This window comes from Streptomyces sp. GL_141, assembly GCF_057834385.1.
The window spans coordinates 801,687-824,941 of sequence record NZ_CM174402.1; the positions used below are offsets into that span (position 1 = coordinate 801,687).

A 23,255-nucleotide genomic window follows, 5' to 3' on the forward strand; every position below is an offset into this window, starting at 1 on the left:
CCGTCGCGCCCACCGGTCCCCAAGGGCCCGTCACCCGGTAACCTCGCCCGAATGACGGCACTTTCCCACCACAGCAATGGTCACGTCGAGCAGCCGGGCCGCGACGGGCACACCGCGACCGCCGAGGCCGATCCGCACGCCATCGGGCCGGTGCAGACCTCGTACGCTCCCGATCGCGACGGGGATCCCGACCCCGGCGAGATCGTGTGGACCTGGGTTCCCTACGAGGAGAACGACGGGCGGGGCAAGGACCGGCCGGTGCTGGTCGTCGCCCGGGAAGAGGGCGGCACCCTCCTGGCCGTGCAGCTGTCCAGCAAGCGGCACGACCAGGACCGGGAGTGGGTCCCGATCGGGACCGGTCCGTGGGACAGCGCGGGACGGGAGTCCTGGGTGGACGTGGACCGGGTGCTGCGCGTGCACGAGGACGGCATGCGGCGGGAGGCGTGCGCACTGGACCTGGGGCGCTTCCGGCTCGTCGTGGACCGGCTGCGCGAGCGGTACGGCTGGCGCTGAGCCACCGGGACCGGGCGTACGCCTAGGGGGTCGGCAGCGGCAGTCGGTCCGCGAGCAGGGCCAGGCCCCTTCTCAGGCGGCGGAAGTACGTGGCGCGGCTGACGTGCACCTCGCGGGCCGCCTGGTGGTGCGTACGGGGCCGGCCGCTCAGGTAGTAGGCGCGCAGGATGGCCCCCGCCTCCGCGTCGGCGGGGGCGTCGGCCAGCGCCAGTTCCAGGACGGCGTTGTCCAGCCAGTCGCGCAGGGCCTGCGCGGTGGCCAGGCCCGGCCGGGCCAGCAGCGGGCTGCGGGCCAGGGCGCGGGGGTCGCGGACGCGGGCCAGCGCCCAGGCGACGGCGTCCGGGGCGCCCGCTTCCGTCCGGTCCGCAGGGCGCCCGCCGGGGGCGAGGGTCCGCATCCAGGCGGGGAGCCCGGCGGGGGTGAAGTCGTGGCTGTAGACCTCGGGCCGGCGCCCACAGCGGTAGACGTCGTCGCGGATGCCGCCGTGCGGGCGGAAGCTCAGCGCGCGCAGCAGCGTCTGGTAGTCGGGGCTGGCCGTGGACACCACCAGGTGCCCGGCGAGCACCGCCCGGCCCAGGATGTCCCGCAGGATCTGCGCGTGGGCGACCGGGTCCGCGGCGTACGCGGCTCCGAGGAACAGCCCGCCGGGGTGGTCGCGGTCGCCGTCCAGGAGGCCGGTGGCGTGCTGCTGGAGGAGGGGTTCGATGCCGGCCTGCGTGCCCTGCACGACGGGCAGCAGCGCGGCCAGTCCCACGGGCCGGCCGTCCCGGTCGCGGGCCAGCCGGAAGGCGGCGGGGCCGGCGGCGTCCAGCCACTGGCCGGTGATCCGCTCGCAGCGCCGTACGTCGAAACCCCCGCGCACCGCCCACTCGCGCATCAGCCGGCCGATGTCCTCGGTCTCCCCGGCGCGGGCGGGTCCGATCGCGGCGGATTCCTCGGCGGGCGGGAACAGCGAGCCGCGCAGGGTCGGGTCGCCTGACAGGAACAGGCCCTGTTCCACCAGCCGGGCCCGCTCCTGCGGGTCGCGGCGTTCGGTCAGCAGGGCCCGCCGGTAGTCGGCGGCGCGGGCGCGGAGCCCTTCGTGGTGCTGCGGTCGCCGCCACTGGTAGGCGAGCTCGAACAGGGTGCGGAAGGGTTCGCGGACCGCCAGCCCGAGCCGTTCCCTGCGGACGAGGCTGAGCCCGGCCAGCGCCGAGAACAGTTCCGGGCCGCCGCTCAGCAGCCGCTCGTCCCCCGCCCGTACGGTCGCCAGCAGGCGCAGCGCGTGCCGCCAGCGCCCGCTCCCCGGGGCGGCCCCCGGGCGTTCGCGGTCGAGGCGGAGCAGCACCTCCTCGGTCATGGCGTCGGCTACGGCCCCGGGGGCGTCGGCCGGGGTGCCCGCGAGCAGCGTCCGGGCGGCCAGCTGTGCCAGCAGCGGGTTCCCGCCGGCCAGCCGGACCGCGAGGGCCACCGCCTCGGGGTCCTCGAGGCCGCTCGCGCGGACCTGGGCCTCGACGTCCCGGGCCCGTGCGGGTCCGAGGGTCAGGGTGGTCAGGGGCCGGTCCGTCCAGTCGGCGACGGCCCGCAGGGGGCGCCGGCCGACCAGCAGCAGCGGCCTGCCGGGTCCGTCCGTCCCGGCCCGGTGTCCTTCGAGGGCGGCGGCGACGGCTTCGGCCTGCCCGGGCCCGTCCACGCTGTCGACGAGCAGCAGTCCCCCGCCCGACCCGGCCGCCAGCGCGGCGCGGATCCGGGAGGCCGCCTCCCCGGCCCGTAGCCCGGCCAGGTCGACGGCGTCCGCAACGGGCAGCCGCCGGGCCAGCCGGGACTTGCCGCTGCCGAGCCCCCCGCCGAGATGGACGGGCGGTCCCGCGGCCAGGGCGGCCCGCAGCGCCGCGAGCTCCTCGGTTCTCTCCACGGTCCCGGGACGATACCGACCCGGCGTCCTGCCTGGTCAGCAGGCAACCGGCCGTTCTCTGGCCGGAGTTGACACCACGGTGAGACTGTCCGGCCGCGCCGCGTGGCTACTGTCGAACCGACCGCGGGCCCGGCGGCACGTTCCTTGTCCGTCCTCCTCCATCCTTCTCCGCCCTTCTCCGCCCTTTCCATCCTTCTGCGTTCGACCACCGAACCCCTCTCCCGAAAGGAGCCACGCGTGAAGCTGGCTCGATGGATGTCGGCCGCCGCCGCCGCGCTGTTCACCGTCACGGCGCTGTTCGCCTCCCCGGCGGGCGCCGCTCCGGCCGCCACCCCGGCCGCCGCGCCCGCCGCCGTCTCGGCGGCCCTGGCCCCGACCGCCCCCAAGTACTTCGCCGGCCTGGGCTACGGCCCGTACAACATCGCCGTCGAAGGCGCCTGGAGCAGTGCCTACGGCGCGGCCGTGAACGAGGGCTACGAGACGTTCCGCTGCTCCAAGAGCAACGGTCCGCGGGCCATGGAGATCGGCAGCGGGTACTACCAGGTCGCCGTGGAGATCTACTGCAACCCGGCGCCGCCGGCCGGATCGGGTCAGATCGTCGGCGTGCACTCCGGCAAGTGCCTGGACGTCAAGGCCGCGGGTACCAAGGACGGCACGCCGATCCAGATCTACCAGTGCAACGGCACGGACGCGCAGGCCTGGAAGCTGGAGAGCGACGGCACCGTCCGCGCGCTCGGCCGGTGCATGGACGTCCAGTTCGCCAAGACCGAGAACGGCTCGCTGATCGGGCTCAACTCCTGCCACCAGGGCCTGAACCAGAAGTGGGAGGCGATCCCGGGCGGTCTGCTGCGCAGCGTCCACTCGGGCAAGTGCCTCGACGCCCTGGGCTGGGCCACCGCCAACGGCGCCCGGGTCGGGCTGTGGGACTGCATGCCCACGGCCACCAACCAGCAGTGGCGGGGCGGGGCGCTCGGCACCTGATCCGCGCTCGGCACCTGATCCGGTGCGGGGGCCGGGGCCTGAGCCCTGGCCCCCGCACCGCCATGTGCCCTCACCCACGACGGGACGACGCCGTCCGGTGCCGGCTGGTTACTCCGGGGTAGGCCTGCTCCGTGCGGGTGTTGTACGGTCCCTCCCGTCGGGAGAACGTCAACGGAACGTCTCCCGATCGTCAGTGGAAGAGCGGAAGAGCGGTGCCGTGCGTCGCGCGTCGTCCCTCGCGTGCGCCACGGCCGATGAGTGAGGCGGTCGCCCATGACGGACCATGACCTGTCGGGCTTCGAACACGACGCGTTCACCCACGGGGGCAGCACGCGTCCGGTCCTGCGGCGCGGCAGCGGGCCCGCGGTCATCGTGATCGCGGAGATTCCCGGGATCACCCCGAAGGTGCTGGAGTTCGCCGAGCGGGTGGCCGCGCTGGGCTGCACCGCCGTACTCCCGGTGCTCTTCGGCACGCCCGGCCACGACCCCCACCCCACGGCCCACGGCCTGCTGCGGGGCGCGCTCTACACCGCGTCGAGCATGTGGAACGTGTGCGTGAGCCGGGAGTTCACCGTCCTGGCCACCGGCCGGAGTTCGCCCGTCGTGAGCTGGCTGCGCGCACTGTCCGCGTACGAGCACAAGCGCTGCGGGGGCCCGGGCGTGGGCGCCGTCGGCATGTGCCTGACCGGCGGCTTCGCCCTCGCCATGGCCGTCGACGAGCACCTCCTCGTGCCCGTCCTGTCGCAGCCGTCCCTCCCCCTGGGCCTCACCGCCCGCCGGCGGGACGGCATCGACATCTCCCCCGCGGACCTCGCCACCGTCCGGGGACGCTGCGAGCGCGAGGGCCTGCAGGTGCTGGGGCTGCGCTTCAAGAGCGACCGGCTCACCCCCGGCGCCCGTTTCGCGTTCCTGCGCCGTGAGCTCGGCGACGCCTTCGTCGCCGTCGAGCTGGAGGACGAGGACGCCCATCCCGAAGCCGTGCTGCCGCCGCACTCCGTCCTCACCGAGCACCTCGTCGACCGGCCCGGGCAGGCCACCCGTGCGGCGCTGGACCAGGTGCTCGACCTCTTGCATGCCCGCCTGCTCCCGGACGCGGCCTAGGTGTATTGCCCTGTGAGGTTGGGGACGCGGCTGGCGGGTGGTTTGCCTGCGAGTGCGGTGTGTCCGCGGTGGTGATTGTAGGTGTGGAGCCATCGGGGGAATGCGTCGCGTCGTTCCTGCTCTGAGCGGTAGGGGCGGGCGTAGGCCCACTCCTCGGCGAGGGTGCGGTTGAGGCGTTCGACCTTGCCATTGGTCTGGGGTCGGTAGGGCCGGGTTCGCTTGTGGGTGATCCCGGCTGCTGCCAGGGCGTCCCGCCAGAGGTGGGATTTGTAGCAGGAGCCGTTGTCGGTCAGGACGCGCTCGACGGTGATCCCGACGCTGGTGAAGTAGGCGTGTGCCCGCTGCCAGAAGGCGGTCGCGGTTTCCTTCTTCTCGTCGGTGAGGATCTCGCTGTAGGCGAGGCGGGAGTGGTCGTCGACGGCGGTGTGGATGTAGCTGTAGCCCAGGCGGGGCCGCTTTCTGCGGCCGGCCTGGCGGCCGAGGGTCTTGTGGCCGCCGCCGTCGGGGATGTTGCCGAGCTTCTTGATGTCCACGTGGACGAGCTCGCCGGGCTTGGCGCGTTCGTAGCGGCGGATGACACGGCCGGTGGCCCGGTCCAGGTGGGACAGGCGGGCCAGCCCGAACCGGGTCAGCACGCGGTGGACGGTCGAGGGCACCAGGCCCAGCAGGTGGGCGATACGGGCCGGTCCCCACCGCCGGGTGAGTCGGACCTTGATGATCCGGCGTTCAGTGCGGGTCGGGGTCCGGCGTGGGCTGTGGTGCGGGCGCGAGGACCGGTCGCTCATGCCTGCTTCAGCGTGGGAGCGGTAGCGGTCGGCCCACCGCTGGGCGGTCGTCGGCGAGACCTGGAAACGCTCGGCGGCCCGCCGAAGCGGCCAGCCGTCCACGACCACACAGCGGGCAAGGCGCAACCGTCCGGTCTCGGTCAGGGGTGCATTACGGTGGGGCATGAGGGCCTTCTGTCGTTCGGTGTAGACGTCGCAATCCACACCAAACCCGGAAGGCCCTCACCCGTTCAAGATCCCTCAGCCGAGACCTGCATCACCCGTCCACAATCTCCCGGGACAGAACACCTAGGCCACCCCCGCCAGCACCCGCTCGAAGGTCTCCCGCGTCTCCGGCTTCCGGTCGAGCACGCCGAACACCACCCGCTCGAACACGCCGGCGAACCGTCCCGCCAGCAGCCCGCGGAAGGCCTCCGCCACCTGGGCGGGGTCGTTCTGGAAGACCCCGCACCCCCAGGCGCCCAGTACCAGCCCCCGGTACCCGTGCAGCGCGGCCACCTCCAGGACCAGCTCCGCGCGGCGCGCGAGGGCGGCGGGGATCTCCGGCACGCGGTCCGGCTCCTGGCGGCGGATGGTGCCCGCGTTCGGGGCCGGTGAGGTGAGGAATCCGGCCCGGAAGGGGGTGTCCAGCAGGTTGCCCCGGTCGTCGCGGAAGACGGGCACCCCGGGCGAGTGAATCACCCGGTCGGTGTAGAAGGTGCTGACCTCGGCGCGGTGGATCTCGTAGTACTCCGGGGCCTCCAGCAGGGTCTCGTACAGCGCCGAGGCGCGGCAGAGGGCCTCCTCCTGAGCCTTGGCGCCGCGGACGTAGCCGCCCCCGGGATTCCGGGCCGAGGCGAAGTTCAGGACGGCCACGGAGAGGGTCCCGGGGTGTTCCCCGGGCTCGCCGACGAGCCTGCGGGCGGCGACCGTGCTGCTCTCCCCGGTGACCTCGACGGCGGTCCGGAGGGCGTCCCGCCCGTCCGGGTCGCCTGGAATGACCCGGTTTGGGCCATATATCCTGGTTCCTGCCTTGGCCTCCGCCACGGCGGCGGCAAGCGAGACCTGCCGTCCCGACCGCGTCCGGTACCCGCCGGCCGCCACGATCTCCGCGTTCTCCCGCGCGATCTCGCGCAATCTGCCGCTCATGGTGTGATCTTCGGCGCTCCGGCACGGCGCCCGCAATGGATTTGTGCCCCAACGGACGGGTAGGCACGGGTGATGTCACAGCCGACGACAGGAGACGAGGGCCCCGTCATGCCCCAGGACTCACTCACCCGACTGACCGAAGCCACCGCCGAGGAGCTGATCCACGGCATCTGCTTCAAGACCGGCCCGCCCCGGCTGCTGGGCGCGGAGCTCGAATGGCTGGTGTTCGACGCCGAACAGCCCGGCCGGCCCGTTTCCCCCGACCGCCTGGCCGCCGCGCACGACGCGGCCCGCGTCCTCCCCCTCGGTTCCGGCGTCACGGTCGAGCCCGGCGGCCAGCTGGAGCTCAGCTCGGCCCCCGCGACCTCCCTGACCGGCTGCGTCGACGGCCTCCAAGCCGATCTGACCGCCGTCCGGGGCGCCCTGCGCGACCAGGGGCTGGTACTGCGCGGACTCGGCCAGGACCCGCGCCGGCCGCTGCGGCGGATGCTGTCCAGCCCGCGGTACGAGGCCATGGAGACCTACTTCGACCGCACCGGGCCGGCCGGGCGCGCCATGATGTGCGCCTCGGCCTCCGTCCAGGTCTGCGTGGACGCCGGTCACGAGGAGCCCGGCCCGCTGGGCCACGGCCGGCGCTGGCGCCTCGCACACCTCCTCGGTGCGGTGCTGGTCGCCGCCTTCGCCAACTCCCCCGCCCGCGAAGGCCCGTACGCCGGCTGGCGGTGCGCCCGCCAAGGTGTCTGGGCCGACCTCGACACCCGGCGCGCCCTCGCCCCGCCGCTGGAGGCGGAGCCGCGCGGTGCGTGGACCCGGCAGGCGCTGGACACCGAGGTGATGTGCGTGCGGGCGGACGAGGAGGACGCGCCCTGGGCGGTACCGCGCGGGCTGACCTTCCGCGACTGGCTGCGCTCCGGCGGCGGCCACCGGCCGCCGACCGCCGCCGACCTGGACTACCACCTGACCACGCTCTTCCCGCCGGTACGGCCCCGGGGCCATCTGGAGCTGCGGATGATCGACGCCCAGCCCGGCGAGGACGGCTGGCTGGTCCCGGTGGCCGTCGTGCACGCGCTGTTCGACGACCCGGAGGCCGCGGAGACCGCGTACCGGGTGGCGAAGGGGCTGGCCGACACCTACGGCGCCGGGCCCGCGCCGCGCAACCCGCTGTGGCGGTCCGCCGCCCGCGACGCCCTGTCCGATCCGGAGCTGCGGTCCGCGGCCCGCGCCTGCTTCCGGGCCGCCGTCTCGGCGCTGCCCCGACTGGGAGCGAGCGGCCGTGTCGTCGACACCGTCGGCGAGTTCACCGAACGCTACGTGTCCCGCGGCCGCTGCCCGGCCGACGACCGGAACGGACCGCAGCAGCCGCACGGGCAGGCCCCGGCGCGCCCGCACCCGCGAACCCGGCCCCAGCCGGCCGGCGAGGAGGCACGCTCATGACCGCCGACCCGGAGCTCCTGCGCGAGCGGGCCGCCGCCGCCCTGACCGCGGCGCGCGTCCGCACGGCCGGACTCACCGACGCCGTCACCGAAGCGGAACTGACCGCCCAGCACTCCCCCTTGATGTCCCCGCTGGTCTGGGACCTCGCGCACATCGGGAACATGGAGGAGCTCTGGCTGCTGCGCAACGTGGCGGGCCGCGAGTCCATGCACCCCGAGATGGACCCGCTCTACGACGCGTTCGAGCATCCCCGTGCGGAGCGCCCGAAGTTGCCGCTGCTGAGCCCTGACGAGGCCCGCCGGTACGCGGCCGAGGTGCGCGGCCGGGTCTTCGACCTGCTCGACCGCACCCCACTGGAGGGCACGGCCCTGCTGGACGGCGGCTACGTCTTCGGGATGATCGCCCAGCACGAACAGCAGCACGACGAGACGATGCTGATCACCCATCAGCTGCGCCAGGGCGCGCCGGTGCTGACGGCTCCCGACCCGGATCCTCCGCAGGGACCTCCACCGGCGGCGGCCGAAGTGCTCATACCGGCGGGCCCGTTCACCATGGGAACCTCCGCGGAGCCCTGGTCGCTGGACAACGAGCGGCCGGCGCACCGGCGCGAGGTCGAGGCGTTCTGGATCGACACCGTTCCGGTGACCAATGCCGCGTACCAGGAGTTCATGGCGGACGGCGGGTACCACGAGGAGCGGTGGTGGGAGGCGCCCGGCTGGTCGGAGATACGCCGGCACGGGATCGAGGCCCCGCTGTTCTGGCACCGCGAGGGCGGCACCTGGCTGCGCCGCCGCTTCGGGGTCACCGAGCCGGTACCCGCGGACGAGCCGGTGCTGCACGTGAGCTGGTACGAGGCCGACGCGTACGCCCGCTGGGCGGGGCGGCGGCTGCCCACCGAGGCGGAGTGGGAGAAGGCCGCCCGCCACGACCCGGCGGCCGGGCGCTCCACCCGCTACCCGTGGGGCGACGCGGACCCCACGCCCGCGCACGCCAATCTCGGCCAGCGCCACCTGCGGCCGGCCGCGGCGGGCGCCTATCCCGCCGGGGCCTCCCCGCTCGGGGTGCGCCAGCTCATCGGCGACGTGTGGGAGTGGACGGCTTCGGACTTCCTCCCCTACCCCGGCTTCCGGGCGTTCCCCTACCGCGAGTACTCGGAGGTGTTCTTCGGCCCCGAGCACAAGGTGCTGCGCGGCGGCTCCTTCGCCGTGGACGCCGTGGCCTGCCGGGGCACCTTCCGCAACTGGGACCTGCCGGTGCGCCGGCAGATCTTCTCGGGGTTCCGCACCGCACGCGGCGCCGCCCCCGCGGGCTCCGCCGCCGGGCAGGCCTGATGTGCCGTCACCTCGTCTACCTCGGGGCGCCCGTGAGCCTCGGCCGGGTGCTGAGCGAGCCCGAGCACTCGCTGGTCCGCCAGTCGTGGGAGCCGCGCCGCCAGCGCTCCGGCACGGTCAACGCCGACGGCTTCGGCGTCGGCTGGTACGCGGAGGGGGACCCGGTGCCCGCCCGTTACCGGCGGGCCGGGCCGATCTGGGGCGACCTGGCCTTCAGCGACCTCGCCCGGGTGGTCCGCAGCGGGGCCGTACTGGCCGCCGTACGGGACGCCACGCGTCCGGGGGCGGACGGGGAGGCGGCGGCCGCGCCCTTCGCGGAGGGGCGGTGGCTGTTCAGCCACAACGGTTCGGTGCGGGACTGGCCGGACGCCGCGGCCCCGGTTGCCGCCCGCCTGCCGCCCCAGGAACTGCTGTCGCTGGCCGCCCGCACGGATTCGGCGCTGATCTGGGCGCTGGTCCTGCACCGGCTGCGGGCGGATCCGGACCTCGGCGCGGCGCTGGCCGGGACGGTACGGGAGCTGGCCGGGGCCGCGCCCGGATCCCGGCTGAACCTGCTGCTGACCGACGGCCGGGCCGTCGCGGCGACGGCCTGGGGGGATTCCCTGTGGTACCTGGCCGATGCCTCGGCGCAGCGCACGGTGGTGGCCTCGGAGCCCTACGACGACGATGCGCGCTGGTGCGAGGTCCCGGACGGGACCCTGCTGACCGCCACCCGCACCCGGGTCGACCTCGTCTCCCTGAAGGAGCCCCGCACCGGCGCACCGCACGCACGGCACGCACCGCACGTACACCACGCACCGCACGCACACCACGCACCGCAGCAAGGAGACGAAGGCAAGTGAACGACTTCCAGCTGACCCGCACCCTCGACGAGCACGCCGCCGAGACGGCGCTGCGTACGGATGTGCACGACGGGCTGACCCGGTCCCCCAAGTCGCTGCCGCCCAAGTGGTTCTACGATGCCCGGGGCAGTGAACTCTTCGAGGAGATCACCCGGTTGCCCGAGTACTACCCGACGCGCGCCGAGCGGGAGATCCTGCTCGAACGGGCCCGGGAGATCGCCTCGGTGAGCGGGGCCCGCACCTTGGTGGAGCTGGGTTCCGGCTCCTCGGAGAAGACCCGGCACCTGATCGAGGCGCTGCCCGCGCTGGACACGTACGTCCCGGTGGACGTGAGCGAGAGCGCGCTGACCGGGGCGGCGAAGATCCTGCTGGAGGAGCATCCGGGGCTGCGCGTCCACGCGTTGCTGGCCGACTTCACGCGCGCGCTGCGGCTGCCGGACTCCCCCGGACCCCGGCTGGTGGTGTTCCTGGGCGGCACGATCGGGAACCTGCTGCCGCCGGAGCGGGCCGTGTTCCTGGCGGACGTACGGGCGATGCTGTCACCCGGGGACGCGCTGCTGATGGGGACGGACCTGGTGAAGGACCCGGCCGTCCTGGTGTCGGCGTACGACGACGCGCAGGGGGTGACGGCCGAGTTCAACGCGAACGTGCTGTCCGTGGTGAACCGGGAGCTGGGCGCGGATTTCCACACCGCCGACTTCGCGCACGTGGCGGTGTGGAACCGGGAGCACGAGTGGATCGAGATGCGGCTGCGGGCCCGCAGGCCGTTGGTGGTGAAGGTCCGGGCGCTGGATCTGGAGGTGCCCTTCGAGTCGGGTGAGGAGATCCTGACGGAGATCTCGGCGAAGTTCCGTCAGGACGGCGTCCGCAAGGAACTCGCAGCTGCCGGGCTCGAGTTGACCCATTGGTGGACGGACGCCGCGGGCCGCTTCGCCCTGTCGCTGTCGGTGGCGGACGGCATCGGAGCCGACGGCTGGGAGGGTACGCCGGGCAGCAGCGGCGCCGCCGGTCGGGACACGGGTACCGGTTCGGCGAGCACGGCGGCCTGAGCCGCGGCCGCGAGGTCCCGCCGGTGCGCGTACCGGCCCGGCGGGATCCGCGGCAGCAGCCGGACCTCGGCGCGCACCCCGCGGGCCCGCGCGATCCGCCACAGCGAGGCGGTCAGCGGATCGTCCCCGACGAAGGCGGGCGCCCCGGCCGGCCCCCCGTCATCGAGCAGGTAGCTGATCCGTACGGGCTGTACGGGCACCCGCGCGTCCAGCGCGGCCTGGAACGCGGCCCGGCGAAAGGGGCCTTGGGCGCGCCCGCACCAGGTGGAGCCCTCGGGGTAGACGGTGACCCGGTCACCGGCGAGCAGGGCCCGGGTGAGCTGGTCGACGGTGCCGGGCAGGCTGCGGATCCGGTCGCGTTCGATGTAGAGGGTGCCGGCCTGCCGGGAGAGCGGTCCGAGGACCGGCCAGCCGCGGATGTCGCTCTTGGCCAGCATCCGGGAGGGCAGGACGGCGGCGACGAGCGGGATGTCCAGCCAGGAGATGTGGTTGGCGACGATCAGCCGGCCGCGGCCGGGGCCGGGTGTCCCGTGCACGGTGATCCGCAGGCCGAAGGCGCCCAGCAGGGCGGCCGCCCAGGCCCGTACCAGCACGTGCCGGGGCCGCTCCGGCAGCAGCCGCAGCGGCGGGGCACCCACGATCCCGAGCAGGACCAGGGCGATGGCCGCGGCGAGCCGCAGGACCGCACGCGGCACGCTCGCGGTGCGCCCCTCGTGGCCGGCGCAGTCCGCGGGCGTACAGGGCGAGGTCGGGAGCCAGGCGCTCATGCGGACGGGGCGAGCGACAGGAAGTGCTTGAGGTAGCGGGGGTTGGTGCGCCGCAGGGAGAGCAGGACGTACAGGTCGGCGCAGCCGAACTCGGCGTCCAGGGCGGGCTCGCCGCAGACCCAGGCGCCCAGGCGCAGGTAGCCGCGCAGCAGCGGGGGCAGTTCCATCCGGCCGGGGAAGTCGATGCCTTCGGGGCTCCAGGGAAGGTGCGGGGTGACCCGGTACTCGACGGGGGCGAGGCTGCGGGTGAGGACGTTCTCCCGGGTGGCGGCGGCCAGCACCCCGCCGTCGGAGAGCGGTACGGAGCAGCAGCCGGCGAGCCAGTTGTGCCCGGAGCGGTCCATGTAGCGGGCGAGGCCGGCCCAGATGAGGGCGATGACGGCGCCGTTGCGGTGGTCGGGGTGGACGCAGGAGCGGCCCACCTCGACCAGGTCGGGGCGGATGGGGGCGAGGGCGGAGAGGTCGAACTCTCCCTCCGAGTAGAGGCGTCCGGCAATGGCGGCGCGTTCGGGGGGCAGCAGCCGGTAGGTGCCGACGACCTGCTCGGTCTCCTCGTCCACGACGAGGAGGTGGTCGCAGTAGGCGTCGAAGGGGTCGGCGTCCAGGCCCGGCTCCGGGCCGTCGAGACGGGCGCCGAGCTCGCCGGCGAAGACCTGGTGGCGCAGCCGCTGCGCGGCGCGCACCTCGTCCTCGTCGCGGGCGAGGCGGACGGCGTAGCGGGGTGCGGGGGCGTCCGGGGCGTCCGCCGGGCGCCGGGCGGGCGCCGGAGCGGGGAGGAGGGTGGGGGACGCGGACGGGGACAGGGCGGACGGGGACAGGGGGGCGATGGTCATGACGGCTCCTGGTCCGGCACGGGAAGCCAGGCCGGCAGGTGTGTGGCCTGGCTTCTTTACTTCTTCCGTGACCGGCTGGATTCGACATGGCCGCTTCGCGGCCCTTGGATGTGCGGACGCTGAACTTGGCGGGCGGACCCCTCCGGGATCCTCTCCCGCGTCCTCCTGGATCTTCTCCCGCGCTCCCCGGGATCCTCGCCCGCGCTCCCCGGGCCCTCTCGCGCGCTCTCCGCCCCCGCCCGCCCGGTTGCCCGCTCGCTCGCCCCGGGGTCAGCGGTCGGAGCTGAGGACCTTGCTGATGGTGTCGGAGGCCGCCTTCGCCGCCGTCCGGGGGTCCTGGCCGGTGAGGACGGCCGTCATGAACGGCTTGATCGGGTTCTTGGCCTCCACCTCGGCCCAGCGGGGGGACTGCGGGGTGGCGCGGCCCTGGGCCGCGCCGGGGGCCATCGCCGTGGCGCCGTCGTTGCCCTCGACCACGTGCGCGAGGGTGGTCTTGTTGGGTACGTAGCTCATCGTGCGGGCGAGCTCGGTCTGCCACTTCTCGCTGACCAGGGCCGTGATCACGTCGACGGCGTGCTTACGCTGCTTCGTCTTCTCGGGGATGATCAGGTCCGAGCCGCCGGTGAAGACGGAGCCCACCTTCTCGGCGGTCTTGCCGGGGATCGGGAAGAAGCCGAGCTTGCCCTTGAGCTCCGGGTTCGCGGCCTCGATGGCGGCGGCCTGGCCGGGCGGGGCGATGATCTGGGCGATCCCGCCCTGGGCGAAGACGTCGGACTGCGGGGGCGTCTCCTCGTCGGCGTCCTTGGGGCCGTCGCCGAGGGCCTGGAGCTGCTTGTAGAACTCCATTCCCGCCAGGGCCTTCTCCTCGTCGAGGGTGCCGAGCCACTGGCCGCTGCTCTCGACGGCGAGTTCGCCGCCCTCGTCCCAGACGAACCCGGCGAGGACGTACCAGTTCTGCCCGGCGAGGTAGATGCCCTGCTGGGTGCCCTTGTCGAGCTTCTGCGTGGCCTGGATCCATTCCTGGCGGGTCTTGATCGGCGCCTTGACCCCGGCGTTCGCGAAGAGGTCCTTGTTGTAGATCACCACACGGTTGGCGGCGTACCACGGGACGCCGAACTGGGCGCCGTTGACCTTGCCCGGTTCGGAGAGACCTTTCAGCCAGTCCTTGCCGTCCCACTCGCGCAGGGCTTCCAGGGTGAGTTCGGAGACCCCGCCGCCCTCGACATACTGGGCGACCTGGGTGTTTCCGACCTCGATGACGTCGGCGCTCTCCTCGCTCTTGCCGGACAGGACGGCATTGACCTTGTCGCCGATGCCCTTCCACTCCTGGATCTTCACTTCGAGGTCCACGCCCGGGTGTTCCTTCTCGAAGCTGCTGGTGAACTGGCCTATGAAATCCTCGGAGGCGCTGCCCTTCATCAGCCAGAGCGTCACCTTCTGCGTACCTCCGCCCGACCCGGCGAGGCTGCAGCCGGTGAGGGCGGTCGCGGCCGCGAGAGCGGTGGACACGGCAAGGAAGCGCATCTTCACGAAGGTCACCTTCTGGGGGATGGATCGCAGATGGCTTGAAATTGGCATAGACCAATGGGTGGGTCAAGGGGGTATCGCTATGGATTGTTCACGCAAAGTTCGCGGACCAGGACTTACTGGGGCACCGTAGAACAAGGCAACAGCCACCCAGTGTCGGGAGACCCCCATGTCCAATCACACGTACCGGGTGACCGAGATCGTGGGCACGTCCCACGAGGGCATCGACCAGGCCATCCGCAACGGCATCGCCCGCGCGGGCGAGACCCTGCACCATCTCGACTGGCTCGAAGTCGTTCAGATCAGAGGACACATCGAGAACGGCGAGATCGCGCACTACCAGGTGGGGATCAAGGTCGGTTTCCGTCTCGACGGTGAGGCCTGAGGCCCGCTCCCTCGGGGCTCCGTGCGGCTCCCACGGCCCCCACGCGCCTCCGCAGGCTCCGGGGCTCCTCGGGCCCGCCCGTGGAGCCCCGGACGGCCCACCCGGCGCACCTGGCCCACCCGGCACGCCTGACCCGTTCGGCGCGCCTGACCCGTTCGGCTGCCCGGCCACCAGAGGGACACGGGGGGCCGACGGGGGCGTGGCGCCTCAGGTGCGGCCCTCGCCCTCCTGGGCGTCCTTGAGCTCCGGCGCGTCCGCCGCCCAGTCCGCCAGCACCACGCGGAAGCCCTCCGCGCGCGCCGCCCGGCACACCAGCTCGTCGTCGTCCACCAGCATCCGCACCTCGCGGCCCCGCGAGATCCGCCGCAGGACCTCGAGCTTGGTCGTCCGGGCGGGCCGCCGGTCCTGGTTCCCGCGCATCCACAGCCGCCCCTCGGGCAGCCCGTTCCGGGCGAGCCAGTCCTCCGTGTCCGCGCGGCACCGCTCCGGGCGGCCGGTGAGGTACGTGACCTCGCAGTCGGCCGCGCTCTCCACCGCGAGCGCGATCCCGCGGGCCAAGGGCGGATCGGCCGGGGCCGCGCCGAAGAACCCGCTCCAGTCGCGCGGCCGGCGCTCCAGGAAGTGCTGGCGGTGGGCGGTGTCGGCCAGCGTGTTGTCGATGTCGAAGACGGCCAGGGGCCTTCGGTTCTGAGTCTCGGTCACCCCGCCAGCCTAAGCAGCGCCGGCCTGCGCACGGGGCGGGAGGGACCGCCGCGGAGCCGAGGCGGGCCGGTCAGGTCGTCGGGGGCTTCGGTATCCTCGGCCGGAACCGGGCGGTCCCCCGTACACAGGCCCACACACGCGCAAGAGAACGGCTGACCGCATGACGGCTCCAACCCCGCGGCCCCTGGCACGCCGCCGGCTGATCGGCGCGGCAGCGGCGGCCCTCCTCGCGGCGACGGGCTGCGCCGGTCGCCGCGAGGAGGGCACGGGGGAGGGAACGGCCATGTCGGCGGGAGCGCGCGGGTACCTCACCGGCGCGCTGGACGTCATGGAGGGCAATTCGCTCCTCGCGGCGGACATCGACTGGCCGACCGTACGCCGGGAGGCCCTCGCCCGGGCGGGAAGCGCCCAGGTCCCCGCCGATACGTACGGGGCCATCAGGGAGGCGTTGCGGGCTCTGGGCGACCGGCACAGTCAGTTCATGACCCCGCAGGAGGCCGAGCGGGCACTGGACCCGGCGTCCGGCGCCTCCGCACTGCCGGAGGTACGGGTGCTCGCCGGTTCCCTCGGATACCTGTCCCTGCCTGCGGTGTCCTCCGACCGCGCCGCCGCGGCCTACGTGAAGCAGGCCCGGCAGGCCGTCGCGGAGGCCGACGGACAAGGGGCCCGCGGGTGGATCGTGGACCTGCGCGGCAACGCGGGCGGGGACATGTGGGGGCCGCTGGCCACGGTGGGGCCCATCCTGGGCGACGGGGACGCCGGAGCGTTCGTGGAGGCCGACGGAAAGCGGACTCCGTGGACGATCGAGAAGGGCACGCCGCGCCAGTTCCTCGCCACCTGGGGCCCCGCCACGCCGCTGGCCCGCGCCGCTCCCCCCGTGGCGGTGCTCACGAGCAGCCGGACGGCGAGCGCGGCCGAAGCCGTCACCATCGCCTTCCGCGGCCGCCCCGACACCCGCAGCTTCGGCCAGGCCACCCGAGGCGTCCCCACGGGCAACGACTCCCACGCCCTCCCCGACGGCGCGCTCATCCTCCTGACGCAGGCCCGTGAGGCCGATCGCACGGGCCTGATCCACAACGGCCCCCTCCTGCCCGACGAAGCGCTCCCGGACGACGCCCGCGACCTCGGCAGCGGCCAGGACCGGACGCTCGAAGCCGCGGCCGGCTGGCTCCGCGGCCGGACTACCCCACCTGCCTGATGCGGCGCGTGCGCGATTCAGCGGCGATGCGCCGACGCCCGGGGAATCCTGGCGCCGTCCGCGCGTTGACCCCAGTGTGATCCGCACACTCTCGATACTCGACCGGTCCCGCACCCGCGAGGGGCACCCCGCCGCCCAGGCCCTGCGCGACACCGTGGAGCTCGCGCGCGCCGCCGAACGGCTCGGCTACCACAGGTTCCTGGTCTCCGAGCACCACAGCGTGCCCGGGGTCGCCGGCTCCGCGCCCACGGTGCTCGCCGCCGCCGTGGCCGGGGCGACCTCCCGGATCCGCGTCGGCACCGGCGGCGTGATGCTGCCCAACCACCGGCCCCTGGTCGTCGCCGAGCAGTTCGGGGTCCTGGAGTCGCTGTTCCCGGGCCGGATCGACATGGGACTCGGCCGCTCGGTCGGCTTCACCGGCGGGATCCGCCGCGCGCTCGGGCGGGACACCGCCGACGCCGACCGGTTCGAGGAGCAGCTCGCGGAGCTGCTGGGCTGGATCGACGGCTCCCAGCGGGCCCACCCCGACGTGCACGCCCGCCCGGCGGAAGGGATGCGGATCCCGGCGTACGTGCTGGCCACCGGGGAGGGGGCGGGCATCGCGGCCCGCGCCGGGCTGCCCCTGGTCGTGGGGGACCTGCGGAACCGGGCCCGGGTCGCGGAGATCATCACGGCCTACCGCGAGGAGTTCCGGCCCTCTTCCCGGGGCGCGCGGCCGTACGTGGTGGCCTCCGGGACGGTCGCGGTGGCCGCCACCGCCGAGGCCGCCCGGCGGATCCTGGTGCCGGAGGCCTGGGCCGTCGCGTACTCGCGGACCCGGGGCAGCTTCCCGCCGCTCCGTCCGGCCGAGGAGGTCGAGGCCCTCCCCATGAGCCCCAAGGAGCGGGAGCTGTACGAGGGCGCCCTCGCCGGGCACATCCACGGCACGGAGGAGCAGGTCGCGGCGGAGCTGTCCGCGGTCGCCGAGCTGACCGGGGCGGACGAGCTGCTGGTCACCACGTCCACGTACGACCGGACGGCGCTCCTGGACTCCTTCGGGCGGCTCGCGCGGCTCGCCGGCCTCACGGAGACCACGGACGGCCACACGGGCGGGCGCGGGGACGGCCGTGTGGACGGGCATGCGGACGGCCGCGTGGACGGGCATGCGGAGAGCCGCGCGGACCCCGTCGGGCAGTCCTCCGGACCCGGACACTAAACTAGGACGAATGCACCAGCCCGCCACCGCGCACGCCCACGATCCCTACGTCCGCGTCCGCGGTGCCCGGGAGCACAATCTGCGCGGGGTCGACGTGGACATTCCGCGGGACGCGCTGACCGTGTTCACCGGGGTCTCCGGTTCCGGGAAGAGCTCGCTTGCCTTCGGCACGCTCTTCGCCGAGGCCCAGCGCCGGTACTTCGAGTCCGTGGCCCCGTACGCCCGCCGGCTGATCCACCAGATCGGCGCGCCGAAGGTCGACTCCGTCACCGGGCTCCCGCCGGCCGTCTCGCTGGAGCAGCGGCGCTCCTCCCCCGGCTCCCGGTCCTCGGTCGGGACGGTGACCACGCTGTCCAACTCGCTGCGGATGCTGTACTCGCGGGCGGGCTCCTACCCACCCGGTGCCGAGCGTCTGGACTCCGACGCCTTCTCCCCCAACACCGCGGCCGGTGCCTGCCCTTCCTGTCACGGTCTCGGCCGCGTGCACCACACCAGTGAGGAACTCCTGGTCCCCGATGCCGGTCTGTCGATCCGTCAAGGTGCCATCGCCGCCTGGCCGGGCGCCTGGCAGGGCAAGAACCTGCGCGACATCCTGGAGGCCCTCGGCCACGACGTGGACACCCCCTGGCGGGAACTTCCGGCGGCGGACCGCGAGTGGATCCTTTTCACCGAGGAGCAGCCGGTGGTGACGGTGCATCCGGTGCGGGAGGCCGATCGGATCCAACGCCCCTACCAGGGCACGTACATGAGCGCCCACCGGTACGTGATGCGGACCTTCTCCGACAGCAAGAGCCTCACCCTGCGGGCCCGCGCCGAGACGTTCCTGACCGATGCGCCGTGCCCGGTGTGCGAGGGCAGGCGGCTGCGCCCGGAGGCCCTGGCCGTGACCTTCGCGGGCCGCACCATCGCGGAGTCGTCGGCGCTGGCGCTGACGGAGCTGGACGGCGTACTGGCCGCCGCGCGCGGCGGCGGCGAGGCGTCCCGGGTGCTCACCGAGGACCTGCGCTCGCGGATCGGCCCGGTCACCGAGCTGGGGCTGGGCTACCTGAGCCTGGACCGCGCCGCCCCGACCCTGTCGGCGGGCGAGCTGCAACGACTGCGGCTGGCCACGCAGTTGCGTTCGGGGCTGTTCGGGGTGGTGTACGTACTGGACGAGCCGTCGGCGGGGCTGCACCCGGCCGACACCGAGGCGCTGCTCGGCGTCCTGGACCGGCTCAAGGAGGCCGGGAACACGGTGTTCGTGGTGGAGCACGACCTGGCCGTGGTGCGGCACGCGGACTGGCTGGTGGACGTCGGCCCGCTCGCCGGGGAGCACGGCGGACGGGTGCTGCACAGCGGGCCGCCGGAGGCTCTGGCGGCGGTCGCGGACTCGGCGACGGCCCCGTACCTGTTCGGGGCCCGGCGGCCGGACGAATGGCGCTCGGGGCCCGCGCGGAAGGCGACCGGGTCCGTCCGGCTCAGCGGTGTCGACCGGCACAACTTGCGGGACGTGGCGGCGGAGTTCCCGCTCGGGGTGTTCACGGCGGTGACCGGGGTGTCGGGGTCCGGGAAGTCCACGCTGGTGGGCCAGGTCCTCGCGCGGGAGGTCCACGAACGGCTGGCGGAGCCGGAGTTCCCGGTGCGGCGGCTGGTGGAGGTGGACCAGAAGCCGATCGGCCGGACCCCGCGCTCCAACCTGGCCACGTACACGGGGCTGTTCGACGTGGTGCGCCGGCTCTTCACGGCGGCGCCGGAATCGAAGGCGCGGGGCTGGAAGGCGGGCCGCTTCTCCTTCAACGTGCCGGGCGGGCGGTGCGAGTCCTGCCAGGGCGAGGGCTTCGTCTCGGTGGAGCTGCTGTTCCTGCCGAGCACCTACGCCCCGTGCCCGGAGTGCGCGGGAGCCCGGTACAACTCCGAGACGCTGGAGGTCCGCTACTCGGGGCTGACCATCGCGGAGGTGCTCGCCCTGACGGTGGAGTCGGCGGCCTCCTTCTTCGCCGGGGTCCCGGCGGCGGCCCGCAGCCTCGGCGCGCTGTCGGACATCGGCCTGGGGTACCTGCGGCTCGGTCAGCCCGCCACGGAGCTGTCGGGCGGCGAGGCCCAGCGCATCAAACTGGCGACGGAGCTCCAGCGCGTGCGCCGCGACCACACCCTGTACCTGCTGGACGAGCCGACGACGGGGCTCCATCCGGCCGATGTCGCGGTGCTGCTGCGTCAGTTGCACGGACTGGTGGACGCCGGGCATTCGGTGGTGGTCGTGGAGCACGACATGGCGGTGGTGGCGGGCGCCGACTGGGTCATCGACCTGGGGCCGGGCGGCGGCGCGGAGGGCGGCCGGGTGGTGGCCGCGGGCACCCCCGCCGAGGTGGCCCGCGCCACGGGCAGCCGTACGGCGGCCCATCTGGCGCGGGCCCTCGCTGCGGGCCGGTAGCCGGGCCGGTAACCGGGCCGACAGTCGGACAGACGGTCACGAGTGGGGCAAGCGGTCACGCGTCCTTGGGCTTGGCGAAGTCTCGGTATCCCTGCCAGTCGAGGACGACGCACTGCTCGTCGCCGAGTACCCAGGCGTCGTGGCCCGGGTCGATCTGGATGAAGTCTCCGGGCTGCGCCTCGACGCTGTCGCCACTGTCCATGACGATCTTCATCCGGCCACTGATGATGTAGGCCACGTGAGCGGCCTCACAACTGTCGGTTCCCGCAATGGGCTTGATGTGCTGCGACCACTGCCATCCGGGCTCGAACACGGCGCGGCCCACCGGCCCGCTGTCGGTGTTGAGCAGATCGAGCCTGCCCTTGCCGTCCTCGAACCGACGTGTCTCGTCAGCGGAATCGAAGCCCCTTCGGACGATTCCCGTCATGATCGTCGACCTCCCGGCGCACGACTGCCCCGAGTCCACTTCTCAGCGTACGCCCGTACCGCCCGGTCCTCGCGGCATCCCGGCGCGGCCGTGCGCCGGCGCTACGCGTCGCCCTGGAGCAGGTGCTGCGGAAGCTCGCGGAAGGTCCAGACGCCCTGCCTGCGGGTGAAGGTCCACACCAGGTCGTAGCGGTCGGGCCAGACGGCCGGCAGTCCCAGCACGTCCTGCGCTCCGAGGCCCCGGATCAGGCGGGGCATCCCCTGGTGCTCCCAGCAGACCAGGACGGGCGTCCGCGCCGCCAGCACGGCTGCGGCCAGGGCGGGCTCGGCGCCGACGGCGAACTCCGCGCGGACGGGCGTACCCAGTGCCGTGGCGAGCGTCTCCACGGTCTGGCGGCACCGGGCGGGCGCCCCCGCCTTGCCGCCGGCCGCGAAGACGGCCCCGGGCCGGGGCAGGCGGGCGCCCCGGGTCGGTGGGAAGAGGGCGGGCAGCTCCTGCGCGCGGCGCCGGCCCCGGACGGCGAGGAAGCCGGGGTCCTCGTTGCCCTCGTCGTCCTCGCCGGTGTCCCCGGCGTACGGCTTCTCCGCGTGCCGGATGACCATGACCAGCGCGTCCTTGACGGCCTCGGGGCCGGGGCGCGGCGTCGGGGGCCGTTCCTCCCCGGCGCAGCCGGCCACCGTCAGCGGGGCGAGGGCGGCGGCCAGCACCGTACGGCGGCGCGGGCCGGATCCGGCGGGGGTGGGACGGCCTGGAGACATGCGCCCACTGTCACCCACGCCCGGGAGGGCGGCCGGTCACGGCGCGACGGGGGCCGCTCCGATCATCCGATCGGCGGACCCGGCGTGGTCGTGTGCGGACGGGTCGTGGCCGGGCCCGGCGGACCGGCCCTTCACGGCGGCCCGGCCCGGAGCCTCGTACGGCGAGGCGACGGGGAAGTACGCCTCCAGGAAGGCCTTGAGCTCGCGCTGCTGCACGTCGGGGGGCACCTCGGTGCCCGAGTCGTCGGCGAGGCAGAACGCGTCGGTGCCCCGGTCGCGCAGGAGGCCGCCCAGCCGCTGGAGCTCCTTGGTCCCGGCGGTGGACACGTACGCGGTGGCCAGGTCGCCTTCCACCGCGCGCCCCTGGGCGAGTGCCAGGTGCAGGGCGAGGGTGACGGGGGCGAGGTCGGTGGCACTGCGGAACACGGACCGGCTGGTCGCGTCGAGCCCGCCGGGCAGCGCCTCTTCCAGCCGGGCGTAGAGGGAGCGGCTCTGCGCGTACGGGGCGTGCGCGAGGATGCGCGGGTACGTGCGTCCCGCGAGCGCCTCCACCGTGCGGCGGGTGGCCCGCTGCGAGGTGGTGTAGACGTCGTCGTGGCTGTCCGGGGAGCTGGGCGGGACGGCCCGGGTGTCGTGGAAGACCTTCGGCAGACCGGACGGCAGGAAGTAGTTCTGCGGGCGCTGGGGGCGGCCGAGGAAGATGTCGTCGTTGAAGTAGAGGTAGTGCTCGGCGAGGCCCGGGATGCGGTGCAGCTGGGTTTCGATGGCGTGCGAGTTGAAGACGGGCAGGGCGTCCGGGTCGGCGAACAGCTCCCGGTGGTGGACCACGGTGAGCCCGGGGTGCTCCAGGGCCAGCCAGTCGGGGACCTGGTCGTCGGTGACGAGGAAGACCCGGCGGATCCAGGGCGCGTAGGCCGCGATGGAGCGCAGGCAGGAGCGCAGCTCGCCGCGGTCCCGGAAGCGGTGGTCGCCGGTGTCGGCGGCATCGGAGGTGTCGGCAGGGGTGTCGGCATCGGCACCGGCAGGGCTGTCGGCGGCGTCCGCGCCGGCCGCGCCGGCCGCCCCGTCCGCGAGGCCGGCGGCGGCGGCCGCGGCCCGGTCCCGGCGGCGGCGCCACTGGGGGTCCGAGCCGTCCACCCAGGTGACCACGGCGTCGATGGGGAAGTCGATGTCCTCGGGGAAGCGCCGGTCGAGGGCCGTCAGTACCGGGTAGTCGCGGTCGCCGATGCGCCGGTGGGCCGTGGCGGCCATGGAGGGCACCCACCAGCCGAAGGGCGTCTCCCGGAGCGAGGCGACCCCGCCGGGTCCGTTGGCCGGCTTCCAGAACTCCAGGTCACAGCCCTGCTCGGCGCCCATGTGGAGGGTGTACCCCGAGGTGACCACGGGGATGTAGAGCCGGATCCCCGCGACGACCGCGCCGGGCTTCTCGGCCTCCGCGGCGGCGACCGCCTCGGGCAGGTCCTCGGCGAGGGTGGTGCCCAGCGCGGTGCGGTGGCCGAGGAGGTCGGCGTAGACGGGCCGGCCGGCGAAGCCCTTCGCGCAGGCGGCGAGCGCCTCGGCACGGGTGCCGGGGGCGAGGGCCACCCGGTGGACCAGTTCCCCGTCGGGGGCCAGGCCGTAGGGCACCGAGGCCGCTTCCAGGACCTCGGCGACCTCGCGGAGGTTCATCTCGGCGAGTTCGGCGGGGAGCAGGTCGTCCCGTACGACGGCCAGCCGGCCCTCGCGTTCGACGATGCTCCCGGATTCGGACGCCTTCGCCAGGATCTCCTGTTCGCGGACGGCCCGCCGGGCCTCCCGCGCCTGCGCCGGGGTGCGGGACCCGCGTCCGCGCTCCGCACCTCTCGGCTTCGACGGCAACGCGGTCCGCTGGAACGGCATCCAGCTCAGATGCCGACGGATGCCGCTCATGATCACCTCAGGGCTCGTGGACGCAGAAATCGACCCCACCGTGCCCGACGGCCCCCGGTGGCCGAAACTCACCTTACGGGTCGGTGT

At 74.1% G+C, this 23,255-nt stretch carries 20 protein-coding genes and 1 pseudogene; 11 read left to right on the forward strand and 10 right to left on the reverse strand.

From position 1 onward, the window contains the following. Positions 1–51: 51 nt before the first annotated feature. A complete protein-coding gene (locus AC3IX6_RS03475; protein ID WP_489368725.1) occupies positions 52–513 on the forward strand; it encodes a type II toxin-antitoxin system PemK/MazF family toxin in 462 nt (153 codons plus the stop codon). A gap of 22 nt (positions 514–535) precedes the next feature. Here the strand turns inward: AC3IX6_RS03475 and AC3IX6_RS03480 are convergent, their stop codons facing one another. Further along, complete coding sequence (locus AC3IX6_RS03480; protein ID WP_489368726.1) at positions 536–2,407, reverse strand: hypothetical protein; 1,872 nt, start codon at positions 2,405–2,407, stop codon at positions 536–538. 237 nt (positions 2,408–2,644) lie between these two features. Between AC3IX6_RS03480 and AC3IX6_RS03485 the strand changes: the two genes are divergently transcribed. Both AC3IX6_RS03485 and AC3IX6_RS03490 read left to right on the forward strand, forming a co-directional pair. Beyond that, on the forward strand, positions 2,645–3,388 hold the full coding sequence (locus AC3IX6_RS03485; RefSeq protein ID WP_489368727.1) for a ricin-type beta-trefoil lectin domain protein: 744 nt from the start codon (positions 2,645–2,647) through the stop codon (positions 3,386–3,388). A gap of 273 nt (positions 3,389–3,661) precedes the next feature. Next, positions 3,662–4,489 carry a dienelactone hydrolase family protein gene (locus tag AC3IX6_RS03490; protein ID WP_489368728.1) on the forward strand — a complete coding sequence of 276 codons (828 nt, stop codon included), beginning with the start codon at positions 3,662–3,664 and terminating at the stop codon, positions 4,487–4,489. Here AC3IX6_RS03490 and AC3IX6_RS03495 read toward each other — a convergent pair. Then, positions 4,486–5,439: an IS481 family transposase gene (locus AC3IX6_RS03495; RefSeq protein WP_489366900.1), complete on the reverse strand. Its 954-nt coding sequence runs from the start codon at positions 5,437–5,439 to the stop codon at positions 4,486–4,488. The genes AC3IX6_RS03490 and AC3IX6_RS03495 overlap by 4 nt on opposite strands. 123 nt (positions 5,440–5,562) lie before the next feature. After that, a complete protein-coding gene (locus AC3IX6_RS03500; protein ID WP_489368729.1) occupies positions 5,563–6,402 on the reverse strand; it encodes a TIGR02452 family protein in 840 nt (279 codons plus the stop codon). Between the two features lie 72 nt (positions 6,403–6,474). Between AC3IX6_RS03500 and egtA the strand changes: the two genes are divergently transcribed. Genes egtA through egtD form a run of 4 tightly spaced genes read left to right on the forward strand, consistent with a single transcriptional unit; the run spans position 6,475 to position 11,058 of the window. Further along, positions 6,475–7,836, forward strand: a complete 1,362-nt coding sequence (gene egtA, locus AC3IX6_RS03505) for an ergothioneine biosynthesis glutamate--cysteine ligase EgtA (RefSeq protein WP_489368730.1) — start codon at positions 6,475–6,477, stop codon at positions 7,834–7,836. Further along, a complete protein-coding gene (egtB, locus tag AC3IX6_RS03510) occupies positions 7,833–9,167 on the forward strand; it encodes an ergothioneine biosynthesis protein EgtB (RefSeq protein WP_489368731.1) in 1,335 nt (444 codons plus the stop codon). The genes egtA and egtB overlap by 4 nt, the downstream gene beginning before the upstream one ends. Then, positions 9,167–10,009 carry an ergothioneine biosynthesis protein EgtC gene (gene egtC, locus AC3IX6_RS03515; protein ID WP_489368732.1) on the forward strand — a complete coding sequence of 281 codons (843 nt, stop codon included), beginning with the start codon at positions 9,167–9,169 and terminating at the stop codon, positions 10,007–10,009. The genes egtB and egtC overlap by 1 nt, the downstream gene beginning before the upstream one ends. After that, the gene (gene egtD, locus AC3IX6_RS03520; protein ID WP_489368733.1) at positions 10,006–11,058 is read left to right on the forward strand and encodes an L-histidine N(alpha)-methyltransferase; all 1,053 of its coding nucleotides are present in this window, start codon (positions 10,006–10,008) and stop codon (positions 11,056–11,058) included. Before egtC ends, egtD begins: the two co-directional genes overlap by 4 nt. Positions 11,059–11,243: 185 nt before the next feature. Here egtD and AC3IX6_RS03525 read toward each other — a convergent pair. From AC3IX6_RS03525 to AC3IX6_RS03535, 3 genes and pseudogenes are all read right to left on the reverse strand, one after another. Beyond that, positions 11,244–11,825: pseudogene (locus tag AC3IX6_RS03525) on the reverse strand (lysophospholipid acyltransferase family protein); the annotation flags it as partial. Continuing rightward, positions 11,822–12,658 (reverse strand): GNAT family N-acetyltransferase, encoded by an 837-nt coding sequence (locus AC3IX6_RS03530; protein ID WP_489368734.1) that lies wholly within the window; start codon positions 12,656–12,658, stop codon positions 11,822–11,824. The pseudogene AC3IX6_RS03525 and the gene AC3IX6_RS03530, both read right to left, overlap by 4 nt. Before the next feature lie 270 nt (positions 12,659–12,928). Next, complete coding sequence (locus AC3IX6_RS03535; protein WP_489368736.1) at positions 12,929–14,188, reverse strand: extracellular solute-binding protein; 1,260 nt, start codon at positions 14,186–14,188, stop codon at positions 12,929–12,931. Between the two features lie 166 nt (positions 14,189–14,354). Between AC3IX6_RS03535 and AC3IX6_RS03540 the strand changes: the two genes are divergently transcribed. Further along, entirely contained in the window at positions 14,355–14,570 is a 216-nt protein-coding gene (locus AC3IX6_RS03540) for a dodecin (RefSeq protein ID WP_489368737.1), read from the forward strand. A 207-nt stretch (positions 14,571–14,777) separates the two neighbouring features. Here the strand turns inward: AC3IX6_RS03540 and AC3IX6_RS03545 are convergent, their stop codons facing one another. After that, a complete protein-coding gene (locus AC3IX6_RS03545) occupies positions 14,778–15,272 on the reverse strand; it encodes a phosphatase domain-containing protein (protein ID WP_383953491.1) in 495 nt (164 codons plus the stop codon). A 160-nt stretch (positions 15,273–15,432) separates the two neighbouring features. On the opposite strand from AC3IX6_RS03545, the gene AC3IX6_RS03550 reads away from it, so the two are divergent. The 3 genes from AC3IX6_RS03550 (at position 15,433) to AC3IX6_RS03560 (ending at position 20,075) form a co-directional block, all read left to right on the forward strand. After that, on the forward strand, positions 15,433–16,470 hold the full coding sequence (locus tag AC3IX6_RS03550; RefSeq protein ID WP_489368738.1) for a S41 family peptidase: 1,038 nt from the start codon (positions 15,433–15,435) through the stop codon (positions 16,468–16,470). Positions 16,471–16,546: 76 nt separating this feature from the next. Then, positions 16,547–17,665: an LLM class flavin-dependent oxidoreductase gene (locus AC3IX6_RS03555; protein WP_489368739.1), complete on the forward strand. Its 1,119-nt coding sequence runs from the start codon at positions 16,547–16,549 to the stop codon at positions 17,663–17,665. Between the two features lie 10 nt (positions 17,666–17,675). After that, positions 17,676–20,075, forward strand: coding sequence for an excinuclease ABC subunit UvrA (locus tag AC3IX6_RS03560; RefSeq protein ID WP_489368740.1), 2,400 nt, complete (start codon positions 17,676–17,678; stop codon positions 20,073–20,075). A 55-nt stretch (positions 20,076–20,130) separates the two neighbouring features. On the opposite strand, the gene AC3IX6_RS03565 is transcribed toward AC3IX6_RS03560, so the two are convergent. From AC3IX6_RS03565 to AC3IX6_RS03575, 3 genes are all read right to left on the reverse strand, one after another. Continuing rightward, positions 20,131–20,502, reverse strand: coding sequence for a cupin domain-containing protein (locus tag AC3IX6_RS03565; protein ID WP_489368741.1), 372 nt, complete (start codon positions 20,500–20,502; stop codon positions 20,131–20,133). Positions 20,503–20,603: 101 nt separating this feature from the next. Further along, a complete protein-coding gene (locus tag AC3IX6_RS03570; RefSeq protein ID WP_489368742.1) occupies positions 20,604–21,260 on the reverse strand; it encodes a hypothetical protein in 657 nt (218 codons plus the stop codon). A gap of 36 nt (positions 21,261–21,296) precedes the next feature. Then, entirely contained in the window at positions 21,297–23,168 is a 1,872-nt protein-coding gene (locus tag AC3IX6_RS03575) for a Stealth CR1 domain-containing protein (RefSeq protein ID WP_489368744.1), read from the reverse strand. Between the last annotated feature and the right edge of the window lie 87 nt (positions 23,169–23,255).